The organism is Janthinobacterium sp. FW305-128, assembly GCF_020858135.1.
GTDB lineage: Bacteria > Pseudomonadota > Gammaproteobacteria > Burkholderiales > Burkholderiaceae_D > Janthinobacterium.
Window position 1 is genome coordinate 92,655 of sequence record NZ_JACYMK010000006.1, and the last position, 11,953, is coordinate 104,607.

10 protein-coding genes are annotated in these 11,953 nt (G+C 65.8%); 7 read left to right on the forward strand and 3 right to left on the reverse strand.

All coding sequences use genetic code 11. From position 1 onward, the window contains the following. The first annotated feature begins 67 nt into the window (after window positions 1-67). Genes tssM through IGS60_RS14090 form a run of 3 tightly spaced genes read left to right on the forward strand, consistent with a single transcriptional unit; the run spans window position 68 to window position 5,655 of the window. Entirely contained in the window at window positions 68-3,889 is a 3,822-nt protein-coding gene (gene tssM, locus IGS60_RS14080) for a type VI secretion system membrane subunit TssM (protein WP_230505057.1), read from the forward strand. Then, window positions 3,886-4,866: a type VI secretion system-associated protein TagF gene (gene tagF / locus IGS60_RS14085; RefSeq protein WP_230505060.1), complete on the forward strand. Its 981-nt coding sequence runs from the start codon at window positions 3,886-3,888 to the stop codon at window positions 4,864-4,866. Before tssM ends, tagF begins: the two co-directional genes overlap by 4 nt. Before the next feature lie 9 nt (window positions 4,867-4,875). Then, on the forward strand, window positions 4,876-5,655 hold the full coding sequence (locus IGS60_RS14090; protein ID WP_230505062.1) for an OmpA family protein: 780 nt from the start codon (window positions 4,876-4,878) through the stop codon (window positions 5,653-5,655). A 28-nt stretch (window positions 5,656-5,683) separates the two neighbouring features. On the opposite strand, the gene icmH is transcribed toward IGS60_RS14090, so the two are convergent. Genes icmH through tssJ form a run of 3 tightly spaced genes read right to left on the reverse strand, consistent with a single transcriptional unit; the run spans window position 5,684 to window position 8,470 of the window. Beyond that, on the reverse strand, window positions 5,684-6,469 hold the full coding sequence (gene icmH, locus IGS60_RS14095; RefSeq protein ID WP_230505064.1) for a type IVB secretion system protein IcmH/DotU: 786 nt from the start codon (window positions 6,467-6,469) through the stop codon (window positions 5,684-5,686). Further along, window positions 6,466-7,836 (reverse strand): type VI secretion system baseplate subunit TssK, encoded by a 1,371-nt coding sequence (tssK, locus tag IGS60_RS14100; protein WP_230505066.1) that lies wholly within the window; start codon window positions 7,834-7,836, stop codon window positions 6,466-6,468. The genes icmH and tssK overlap by 4 nt, the downstream gene beginning before the upstream one ends. 37 nt (window positions 7,837-7,873) lie before the next feature. Next, a complete protein-coding gene (gene tssJ / locus IGS60_RS14105; protein ID WP_230505068.1) occupies window positions 7,874-8,470 on the reverse strand; it encodes a type VI secretion system lipoprotein TssJ in 597 nt (198 codons plus the stop codon). A gap of 272 nt (window positions 8,471-8,742) precedes the next feature. On the opposite strand from tssJ, the gene IGS60_RS14110 reads away from it, so the two are divergent. From IGS60_RS14110 to IGS60_RS14125, 4 genes are read left to right on the forward strand one after another with little or no spacing between them, the layout of a single operon-like run. Beyond that, a complete protein-coding gene (locus IGS60_RS14110; RefSeq protein WP_230505071.1) occupies window positions 8,743-9,333 on the forward strand; it encodes a hypothetical protein in 591 nt (196 codons plus the stop codon). 37 nt (window positions 9,334-9,370) lie between these two features. Further along, window positions 9,371-9,880: a type VI secretion system contractile sheath small subunit gene (tssB, locus tag IGS60_RS14115; protein ID WP_230505073.1), complete on the forward strand. Its 510-nt coding sequence runs from the start codon at window positions 9,371-9,373 to the stop codon at window positions 9,878-9,880. 1 nt (window position 9,881) lies between these two features. Then, a complete protein-coding gene (gene tssC / locus IGS60_RS14120) occupies window positions 9,882-11,372 on the forward strand; it encodes a type VI secretion system contractile sheath large subunit (protein WP_230505074.1) in 1,491 nt (496 codons plus the stop codon). A 31-nt stretch (window positions 11,373-11,403) separates the two neighbouring features. Further along, on the forward strand, window positions 11,404-11,895 hold the full coding sequence (locus tag IGS60_RS14125; RefSeq protein ID WP_034750126.1) for a type VI secretion system tube protein Hcp: 492 nt from the start codon (window positions 11,404-11,406) through the stop codon (window positions 11,893-11,895). Window positions 11,896-11,953 lie beyond the last annotated feature (58 nt).

Consider the following 11,953-nt stretch of genomic DNA (forward strand, 5'->3'; position numbering starts at 1 on the left):
ATTGGCCGAATCCGCCTCGCTGCGCGGCGGCGTTCCTCCTGTTTTGCGACCTCACCCTGGGCTCATCATGCTGCGACGACTCTGGCATTTCCTCACCGACAGCCGCAATCTGACCATCTTCGGCTTCGTGGCGCTGGCCGTGTCCCTGTACCTGGGCGCCGAGGTGCTGGAAGTGGCACTGATCTGGGCGCTGGCCTTGCTGCTGCTGGCTTTTGTCACGTGGCTGGGCCTGTGGCTGTGGCGCCGTCGCCGCGCGCGGCGCAATGCGCAGGCGCTGGGCCAGGCCATCCTCAACGAGGCCGAGATCGCCGCCGCGCAGGCGGCCTCGTCCTCGACGGCCAGCAACACGCAGCAGGGCGAACTCGACGCCGTGCGCACGGGCATGCTGGCCGCCATCGAGACCATCAAGACCTCCAAGCTGGGCCTCAAGTCGGGCGCCGCCGCCCTGTACGAATTGCCGTGGTACATGATCATCGGCAATCCGGCCGCCGGCAAGAGCAGCGCCATCCTGCATTCGGGCCTGCAGTTTCCCTTCGCCGACGGCAAGATCGTGCAGGGCGTGGGCGGCACGCGCAACTGCGACTGGTTTTTCACCACGGACGGCATCGTGCTCGACACGGCAGGGCGCTACTCCGTCGTCGACGAGCACCGGGGCGAGTGGTTCGGCTTTCTCGACCTGCTGAAAAAATACCGGCGCAAGGCGCCCATCAACGGCATCCTCATCGCCGTCAGCATCGCCGAATTGAAGGGCGACCCTGACGTCGGCATGCAGCTGGCGCGCAGCCTGCGCAAGCGCGTGCAGGACGTCATCGAGCGCCTGGAAGTGTTCGCGCCCCTGTACATCGTGTTTACCAAGGCGGACCTGATCGCCGGCTTCACGGAGTTTTTCGCGGACGCCGAACGCAGCGAGCGCGAGCGCGTATGGGGCGCCACCATGCCCTACCAGCGCAAGCTGCCCACGGCGGACTTGCTGAGTTTTTTCGACCAGAGCTTCGATGAATTGCACGATGGCTTGACGGAGCTGAGCCTGGCCAACATGGCGCACCGGCAACGCAAGACGATGGCGCCCGGCGTGTTCACCTTCCCGCTGGAATTTGCCGCCATCAAGCCGGCCCTGCGCGCCTTCATCGCCACCCTGTTCGAGGAAAACCCATTCCAGTTCCAGCCCGTGTTCCGCGGTTTTTACTTGACCAGCGCGCTGCAGGAGGGCGAGCCCGTCAGTGCCTCCTCGCAGCAGGTGGCGCGCCGTTTCGACCTGGCCTTCGCGCCGGCCCCGGCCACGGCGCCATCGGGCGCGCGCCAGCATGGCTATTTCCTGCTGGAGTTGTTCCGCAAGGTGATTTTTGCCGACAAGCACCTGGTGGCCACCTATGCCAACCGCGCCAGGCTGCGCTTCAAATATGCCGTGTTCTTTGCCGCCACCGTGTCGCTGGGCGCCTGCCTGGGCGGCTGGAGCTGGTCCTACCTGGGCAACCGCCAACTGGTGGCCAACGTCGAAGCCGATCTGAATAAAGTCGTGAAGCTGCAGGAGAAACGCCTGGACTTGCAATCGCGCCTGGAAGCGCTCGAGATATTGCAGGACCGCATCGAGCAGCTGGAAGCGTACCGGGAGCAAAGGCCGTGGTCCTTGCGCCTGGGCCTGTATCAGGGCGATTTACTGGAGCGCAAGCTGCGCGAGGAATATTTCGCCGGCGCGCGCCAGGTCATGCTGACCCCCGTGGCGGGCGCGCTGGAAGCCTTGCTGTTCGAAATGAACGCCAGCGCCGACCAGCTGCAGCCCACGGCGCGCACGCCGCAGACGCCGGGCGCCGCATCGCCCGCTGCGGCGCCCGCCGCGCCGCGCAACGTGCAATACCAGGCGGCCAGCGCGACGAATGTGGAAGACGCCTACAACGCGCTGAAAACCTATCTGATGCTGGCCGACAAGACGCATGCGGAAAGCAGCCACCTGAACGACCAGATGACGCGTTTCTGGCGCGGCTGGCTGGAGGGCAACCGGGGCGCCATGCCGCGCGAGCAGATGATACGCAGTGCCGAACGGCTGCTGACGTTTTACCTGGCGCAGATCGGCGACCCGTCCTGGCCGCGCATCGAGCAGAAGCTGGCGCTGGTCGACCAGGCGCGCGAAAACCTGCGCCGCGTGGTGCGCGGCATGCCGGCGCGCGAGCGCGTGTATGCCGACATCAAGGCGCGCGCCTCGACGCGCTTTCCCGGCATGACGGTGGCGCGTATCGTCGGCGAACAGGATCAGGCCCTGCTGGCGGGCAGCTATGCCGTCTCCGGCGCCTTTACGCGCCAGGCCTGGGAAAAGTTCGTTGAAGGCGCGTTTCGCGACGCCGCCAACCGCGAACTGCAAAGCGCCGACTGGGTGCTGAAAAGCGCCTCCACCGACGACTTGACCCTGGAAGGCAGTCCGGAGCAGATCGAGAAAAACCTCGTGGCCATGTACAAGGCCGACTATGCGCGCGAATGGCAAAAATTCGTGCAGGGCGTGGCCGTCGCCGACCTGAAGGGTTTTGACGGCGCCGTGCAGGCGATGAACCGCCTGGGCGACCCGCAGTCGTCGCCGATCGCCAAACTGCTGACGACAATTTACGAAGAAACTTCGTGGGACAACCCGGCGCTGCAAAATGCCCAATTGCGCAAGGCTGAGAGGGGCATCATCGCGTGGTTCAAGGAAACGGTGCTGCGCCGCGCGCCGTCGCAGCTGACGGCCAGTCCCGGCGTCAATGCGCAGCTCGATCCGGCGCGCCTGGACAAACCGATGGGCCCCGTGGGACGCGAATTTGCCGGCGTGGGCAAGCTGGTGGCGGCCAGGGACAACAATGCTTCGCTGATGCGCGCCTACCTGGAAGCGCTGTCGAAACTGCGCAGCCGCTTGAACCTGCTGAAGAACCAGGGTGACGCGGGGCCGGGCGCGCGCCAGTTCATGCAGCAGACCTTGGAGGGCAGCGGCTCCGAGCTGGCCGACGCCCTGAAACTGGTCGACGAGCAGCTGCTCACGGGGATGAGCGACGCGCAAAAGCAGGCGATACGCCCCATCCTCGTGCGCCCGCTCATGCAGACCTTTGCCGTCATCGTCGCGCCGGCCGAACTCGATATCAACAAGACCTGGGCGGCGCAGGTGTACGAACCGTTCCAGAAATCGCTGGCCAACAAATATCCGTTTGCCCCAAGCGCGCGCATCGAGGCGAGCAACCTGGAGATCGGGCAGTTCTTCGGCCCGGAAGGCCTGGTGGCGAAATTCGTCACGACGTCCATGGGGCCCCTGGTGGTGCGGCGCGGCGACGTGTTGGCGCCGCGCACCTGGGCCGACATGGGCATCAGCCTGTCGCCGCAGGTGGTGGCGCGCTTCCCCGGCTGGATCGCGCCGCTGGGCGCGGGCGGCGTGGCGGCCACCTCGACGGCGGCGCAAACCGTGTTCCAGATCCAGCCGTCGCCCGCACCGGGCACCCTGGAATACACGGTGGAGATCGACGGCCAGCAGCTGCGCTACCGCAACACGCCTGCGCAGTGGACGAACATGGTCCATCCGGGGCCGCAGGGCGCGGCGGGCATGCAGGGGGCGCGCATCACGGCCGTCACCTTCGACGGACGCACGGTGGAACTGTTCAACGAGCCGGGACAATTTGGCCTCAAGCGCATGATCGATGCGGCGAGTAAAAAGCGCAAGGACGGCGGCGTGTTCGAACTGCGCTGGGCGCGCGGCGAGGTGGCCGTGGCGGTCGACCTGAAAATCACCAGCAGCGCGGAAACGACGGCGACGGGTGCGGGCGGAACTGCGGCGGTGCAGGAGCAGGGCTTTCGCGGCATGCAGCTGCCCGAGACCATCGTGGGTGCTCCGGCTTCTGTGCCGGTCATCGCTGCGGCTGCGGGAGTGTCGCCATGATGCGCGCGCAGCAGCCGGTGCGCCTCGGCTACTTCGGCAAGATCCCCGCGCGCGGCGATTTCATCAAGGCTTGCGACAATCACGCGCTGGTGCAGCTGCTCGACGACTGGCTGGCGCAGGTCATGACTGCGCTGACGGTGGAGCCGCGCTGGAAGCTCAATTACGACGCCTTGCCGCCGCTGCGCTTTGCCTTCGTCGGTACGCGCAGCCGGCGCGCCATCGCCGGGCGCCTCGAAGCGAGCAACGACCAGTCGCAGCGGCGCTTTCCCTTCATGGCCATGGGCGCGCTGGAAATCGACGACGCCGAAGCCTTTGTCGGCTGCAGCCCGCTGGCGCTGGCGCCGCTGTGGCAGCGCGTGGAGCAGCTGTCGCAAGGCATCGTGGCCAGCCCGGAGCCGGGTCCGGCCTTGCTGGCGCTGGCCGGCAATGTGGTGGAGATCGAACCGGCCGCGCCTGAGCACGCGGCACGGCTGGCCGCCTTTTTGCAGGCGCAGACCGTGCATGGCCTGCAAACGATGCTCGCTTCGCCCGCGTTCCCCGTGACGGTGCGCGAATTGCTGCTGGGCCTGGGCCTGCTGCTGCAGCCGGTGCGCCGGAGCGGCTTGCCGCGCCTGGAAAAAAGCCTGGTGCTGCCGCTGCCGCAAGACGCGCAGCTGCGCGACCTGGTGGCCAGCTTCTGGCTGCACCTGATCGCGCCTTTCCTGCGCCAGGCCGATTTCGAACTGGCGCTGTTCTTTTCCCACCTCGACGAGGCGCCCGTGCTGGTGATCGGCTTTTGCGGCGCAGACCCGCACGGCTTGCGCGCGCTGATCGATCCGCAGGCCGGCAGCGAACGGCTGATCATCTTCGACCAGCTCGACTGGGTCGAGGAGCAGCTGGGACGCGATGCGGCGCTGCGCCGGTTGTCCGCCTGCCTGCAGCAGGAGCAGCTGTCGCTGCGCTCGGCCTGCGCCATGTTCACGAATACCTTTACCTGAGGGATTGCGATGAAACCAACCGTTTTCTTCCTGCTGCAGCTTGCCGCCACTGCCTGCCACGCCCAGGCGCAAGCGCCGCAGACGCCGATGCCGGGCCAGATCCTCGTCACGGGCACCCTGGCCGACGAGGCGGGCAAGGCGGCCGTGCTGGGCCGCCTGCGCGAACTGTATGGCGCCGAGCGCGTGGTCGACCAGATCAGCATCGGCAATGTGGCGGTGCCGGCCAACTGGAACGGCTACGTGCAAAAGCTGATCGCGCCGAACCTGAAGCTGATTTCACGGGGGCAGATCAGCATAGCCGGCAACAACGTCAGCGTGCGCGGCGAAGTGGCGAACGAGGCGCAGCGCCAGCAGATCGCCAGCGATATCGCCACCAGCCTCAATCCCACCTACACCGTCAACAATGGCTTGCGTGTCAAGGCGGCCGAGGCCGAGCAGGGCTTGCTCGATGCGGCGCTCGATAAACGCATCATTGAATTCGACAGCGGCAAGGCCACCATCACGCCGGCCGGCCAGTCCATCCTCGACGAGATGGCGGCCGCCATGCTCAGGCTGCGGGGCCGCAAGGTGGAGGTGATCGGCCATACGGACGACACGGGCCTGCGCGCCAGCAACGTGGCCCTGAGCCAGGCACGGGCCGAAGCCGTGCGCGCCTACCTGGCCAGCAAGGGCGTCGCGGCCGATACCGTGCTGGTGTCGGGCCAGGGGCCGGACCGTCCCGTGGCCAGCAACGCCACGGCCGATGGCCGGGCGAGAAACCGGCGCATCGAGTTCCGCATTGCTCAATGAAGTACGCGTAATGGGACATGCGCAATGATCAGGGCAGAGTAATGGTCAGGTGCGCGGGCCGAGGCGCCAGCTTGACCAGGTCCGCATACGCGGCCAGGGTCGTTTGCGTGCCGCGCGTCAGATGCGTTTTCAATCCGAGGTAGGCGCAGATGGCCAGCAGGGCGAAAAAGCTCGACAGCGCCCACAGCGGCACGTCGCTGCCGCGTTTGTTGACCACCTGGTCGGGGCGTTCCGCGCGCGGCGCGAAGCCGCGGCTCTTGCCCTTGATGTGGGCGATCTCGTCGCCCAGGCGCGCCGTCAGATAGCTGAGTTTTTCGCCGCCGTCGATCGCATACTTGCCCTGGAATCCCAGCAATAAACACATGTGGAACACCTGCAGCGCCTGCACGCGCATGGCGCCCTTGCCGCGCAAGGCGTCGAGGCGGTCGAAGAAGTGTTCGCCGGCCAGCTGGTCGCCGAAGATCAGCAGCTGCAGCGGGCGCCGCTCCCACTGTTTGCGCAGGGAGAACGGCGAGGCGAGGATGATTTCATCGACGGCCGCGCAGAACGCATACTTGGCCGCCTCGATATCGTCGCCGTCGGCGCGGATCTTTTTCGCTTCGCGTTCGAAGTCGTCGAGGAAGGCCGTGATGCGGTCCATGAAGCTTTGCTCGTCGCCGGGCGCTGAACCGTGCTTCAGCATGAACAGCATGTAAAAGCCTTCGTGCATCAGGTCCAGCAGGGCGCTGCCCGCATGCCGGCTGCTGCCTGCCGGGGCGGCACCGCGTGGTCCCAGCAGGGAGGGCGCCGCGCGCCGTTCGATGAGCTGGCTCATGCCGTCACCGCGATCAGTTCCAGCTGCAGGTCGCGTATGCCGGCCGGCACGTAGACGGAAATCGACTGCGCCTTGAGCATCTGCTCGTACAGCGCGCCGCGGTTTTCAATCGCAAAATAATAGGTGTCGGGCCGCACGGGGATGGCCGCCGGCACTTGTGGCGCATGCGACAGCTTCAGGCCGGGCATCGCGGTGAGCACGCATTTTTCCACGTCGTCGGGCGCGCCCACTTTCACCCGCACGGGCACCACCTCCACCAGCTCGATGGCGGGCATGGCGGCGCGTATCGCCAGGTACAGGGTGGTGTGCTGGTCGATCTTGCCCGAATCGAGCTTGCCCAGGTAGTAAGACGGCTTGTCTTCCAGCAGGGCGATGGAAAAATACTTCGACGAGATGACGGTGTCGAGCAGTTCGCGGATGATCGTATCGATGGCGTCGAAGCAGGCGCCCGGCTGCGCGTGGTCGTAGGCGGGCAGGCTGGCCAGGGTGTAGTGCTTGGAGTAGCTGAGCAGGCCGCCCGCCAGGCCCAGCAGCGCCTCGTACAGGCGCTCCGGATGCAGGGCTGGGTGGCGCACATAGTGCATCAGCGCGGCGGCGGCCGTGCTGACCGTATGCAGCAGCCAGAACGAGGACACGTCGCCCGAGCGGAATTCGATCACGTTGCGGCTCGGTTCGCGGTGGTGGCCGTGCAGCGCGCTCACTTTCGCCTGCAAGGCGTCGAGCAGGTGTTCCAGCACGCCTTGCAGGCGCGGCGCGCCGGCGATCGCCAGGCTGGGCGCCATGAACGAGGGCACGGGTTCGAAGCCGCCCGATACCGTGCGCCGCAGGGCGATCAGCGGCAGGCAGTCGTAGGAGCCGCGCGCCTCGCTGTCGGGAATCAGGCGCACGGTCTTTTTCAGATAGGCCACGTCGGCCACGGCGGACTCCGTAAACAGGTCGGGCGTGGCGCGCATGGCGTGCGCGAAGCGCGTGGCCGCCGGCGTACCGGCATTTGGCGCCTGCGCCGTGTAATTCACGCCTTCGCGGTTGAGGATGGGCAGGGCCGCGTAATACGTCACTTCCTGCACCGCCGGCGGCAGCGCTTCCAGGTCCACCGGCGGGGGCAGGATATCGCTGCCGGGCGCGCCGTCGCCCAGTGCCTCGAACACTTCGCCGTCGCGGAAGATGGCCGACAGGGCCTGCAGGCGCAGGGTGCCCGTCTTCAGCGCCGCCAGGTCCCACTCCATGTGCGCCACGCCCCACAGGTAGGGATGCAGCGCGCTGGCCGTGTGATGCAGGCGCGCTTCGTGATACTGATCCTGGCGCTGGAAATGCTGCGGCCGCAGGAACAGGCCTTCTCCCCACAAGACTTTCGCTGCCATGCCCATCTCGTTTCTCCTTGAATGTGTGGCGTGTCTGTTGGTGCTATTGGCAGCGCGCGGCCGACAGCGTGGACGTGCCGCTGATGCTGAGCGCGCAGGCATGCAGGCCGACGGTGATGCCGCTGCGTTCCGCGTCGGCGGCGGCAAAGGTGGCGCGCCAGCGCTGTGTCGCAGGCGCGCGGAACAGGGCCACGACGCCGATGAAATACGCTTCCTTGCTGACTTTTTCCTGCACTTCGTAGCGCTGGCCCGGCACCAGCAGCACCTCTTTGACTTCCATCAGGTCGGCGCCCAGCGCCGCTTTTTCGCGCTGCGCGTCGAGGAAGCTGTCGTAAGGCGCCTGCTCGAAGGCGGCGCTCTGGCGCAGCTTGTAGATGCGCGCCACCAGCGCCAGCGGCCGGCCGTCGGCATCGGTGTTCAGGCGCTGCGCCGCGTGCAGGCGGATGCTGACATTGCGCGGCGGCTGCTGCGCGTCGGGCAGTTCCGGCGGCGGCTTGGCCACGCCGGCCATTTGCAGCGCCGCGTTGGCCAGGCTGCCGATGGCGCCGCCCGCGCAGCCGGTCAGCAGCAACGCTTGCAGCAATGCCAGCAGCGGTAGCGCGGTGGCGCGGGCCGGGCGGACCAGGGCGTCAGGTGGCATGGGCGACCTTTGCAAGATGTAGTGTGGAAACAAAAGTGTTGCAGTCATTTAAACGCATGCACGGGCGACCTGCTTGCGTTGGCGCAAGATCGGTCTGCGATCAAGACAATTACTGCGCCAGATCAGGATTCATGTCGTCCTACGCGGCTGTAGCGTGGAACTTCTTCTTTGCTGATTAATCTCAATTTGGTAAAAAATTGCCGATCAATAATAGTCTTCACGCCGCCCATCTTTCCCAGCGGTAGCGTCCTCCACGTGAAGGAGTACCCCCGATGAAGCCAGCCACGATATCGCTCCGTATTGTCTGCCTCGCCAGCGCCTTGTTGCTGGCCGCCTGCGCCACGCCGGACCAGTCGGTGTCCCCAAAACCTGCCGCGCCGACCCTGGCGCAAGTGATGAGCGACGCCGATGCGGCGGCGCGCGCCGGCCAGTACGAGCGTGCCATGACCCTGCTTCAGCGCGGCGGCGCGAGCTATCCCGCCGACAAGGCGCCGTGGCTGCAAATGGCGCAGATGAAGTTCGACCGCGGCCAGTACGGCGACGCCATCGGCCATGCGCTTGAAGCGCTGGAGCGCGACCCGGACGACAAGGTGGCCAACAGCATCGTCGCCGTCAGCGGCTTGCGCCTTTCCGGCAAGGCGCTGGCCGATCTGTCGCGGCAAAATAATCTGAATGGTTCGTTGCGTTCGGAAGCGCAGGACCTGGCCAAGCTGCTGCGCGCAAGCATAGGCGAAGACGTCCTGGTGCCGCCGGCCAGGCGCCCGCCGGCGGCCGGCAAGCGCGCGGCCGGTTCCGGTACGCCGGCGGCGAAGGGCGCGGCGCAGCAAGGAAGCACGGCCGACCCGTTCAGCGGCCTGAAATAAGCGAGCATCCCCACCATCCCCTTGCAAAGGAAGCGACATGCCCAAGTCCGACAGCGTGCAAAAACGCTTGCAAAAGGTACGCGCGCCGCGCGTGCAAATGACCTATGACGTCGAGATTGGCGACGCGATTGAAAACAAGGAGCTGCCCTTCGTGGTCGGCGTGCTCGGTGATTTTGGCGGCAATCCGGACAGCGAGAAAAAACGTCTGAAGGACCGCAAGTTTGTTGCCATCGACAGCGACAACTTCGACGAAGTGCTGGCCGGCGTGGAGCCGGTGGCCCGTTTCGCCGTGCCGAACCGCCTCAGCGAGGCGGGCGGCACGTTCGCCGTCGATCTGCACTTCCGCTCGATGGACGACTTCCGCCCGGAATCGGTGGTGCGCCAGGTCGATCCCTTGCGCAAGCTGCTCGAGGCGCGCACCAAGCTGGCCGACCTGCGCAACAAGCTGGCCGGCAACGACAAGCTGGAAGACTTGCTGACGGAAGTGCTGAACAACACGGACAGCCTGGCTACCCTGAAACCGCAGTTCCCAGCGCAGGAGGATTGAGATGAGTACCCAGGCAGAGGCCCTAGCAGTATCCACGCCCGGCGCGCCGGCCGCGACCGATTTGCTCGACCAGATCGTCGAGCAAAGCCGCGTCGCCAAGTCCGGTGCCGAACATGCGCGCGCGCGTGACCTGATCTCGGAACTGGTGGCCCAGGTGCTCGACGGCACGGTGCTGATGTCGAGCAGCCTGTCGGCCACCTTGGACGCGCGCGTGGCGGAGATCGACCGCCTGATCTCGGCCCAGCTCAGCGAAATCATGCACGCGGCGCCGTTCCAGCAGCTCGAACAAAGCTGGACGGGGCTGCGCTACCTGGTCGGCAATTCCGACACGGGCACGCGCCTGCAGATTCGCATGTTCAACACCACCAAGCGCGAACTGGTGAAGGATTTCCAGGCCGCGCTGGAGTTCGACCAGAGCAGCATGTTCAAGAAGGTGTATGAAGAGGAATTCGGCACCTTCGGCGGTGCGCCATTTGCGGCGCTGCTGGGCGACTTCGCCATCTCGCGCCAGCCGGAAGACATGTATTTCGTCGAGCAGATGTCGCACGTCGCCGCCGCCGCGCACGCGCCCTTCATCGCCTCGGCTGCGCCGGAACTGTTTGGCCTGGAAAGCTACGGTGACCTGGGCAAGCCGCGCGACCTGGCCAAGGTGTTCGATACCGTCGAGTACGCGAAATGGAAAGCCTTCCGCGAATCCGAGGACGCCCGCTACGTCGGCCTGACCTTGCCCCGCTTCCTGGGCCGGCTGCCGTTCAATCCCGTCGACGGCACCACGGTCGACGGTTTTAACTTTGTCGAGGAAGTCGACGGCAGCGATCATCACAAATACCTGTGGTGTAACGCCGCGTATGCGTTTGGCAGCAAGCTGACGCGCGCCTTTGCCGACTACGGCTGGTGCGCCGCCATCCGCGGCGTGGAGGGCGGCGGCCTGGTGGACGACCTGCCGACCCACACCTTCAAGACGGACGAGGGAGACGTGGCCCTGAAATGCCCGGCCGAAGTGGCGATCACCGACCGGCGCGAAAAGGAGTTGTCGGACCTGGGCTTCATCTCGCTGGTGCATTGCAAGAACACGGCGTATGCGGCGTTTTTCGGCGCGCAGTCGGCGCAGAAAAGCCGCAAGTACAACAGCGACGCGGCCAACGCCAACGCGGTGCTGTCGTCGCAGCTGCAGTACATCTTCGCCGTCTCGCGCATCGCGCACTACATGAAGGCCATGATGCGCGACAAGATCGGCAGCTTTGCCGCCGCCTCCAGCGTGGAAGATTTTCTGAACCGCTGGCTGATGCAGTACGTGCTGCTCGACGATAACGCCAGCCAGGAACAGAAGGCGCAGTTCCCGCTGCGCGAGGCGTCCGTGCAGGTGCATGAAGTACCGGGCCGGCCCGGCGTGTACCGCGCCGTGTCGTTCCTGCGGCCGCACTTCCAGCTCGATGAATTATCCGTTTCGCTCCGACTGGTCGCGGAGTTGCCGAAGTCGACCAATTCCTGAATCACCCATCTTTCAACCAGAGGAGCACACCATGGCAATCGATGTATATCTGCAGATAGACGGCATCAAGGGCGAGTCCACCGATGACAAGCACAAGGACTGGATCGAATGCAAATCGGTCAGCTGGAGCGTCGAGCAGCCGAAGTCCGCCACCGCTTCGACGGGCGGCGGCCACACGGCCGAACGCTGCGAACACAAGGACATCGTCATCTCCAAGCTGGCCGATCTGGCCTCGCCGGTGCTGTTGCAGACCTGCTCGGCCGGCAAGACAATCCCCAAGGCGCGCTTCGAATTCATGCGCGCCGATGGCCAGGGGGAGCGCGTCAAGTATTTTGAAATCGAAATCGAGAACGTATTGATCGGCGCCGTGACGCCGAATGTGGAAGAAGGCGACATCCTCGGTGAACACGTCGGCTTCAAATTCTCGAAAGTGAAGTGGAAATACACGCAGCAAAAAGTGACGGGCGGCGCCGGCGGCAATACCTCGGGCGGCTGGGACCTGGCCGCGAACCGCGTGGCTTGATCCATGGTGCGCGGCGCGCGGCGGCCACCTTCGCCGCGCGCCGCGCCGATTTTTCAGG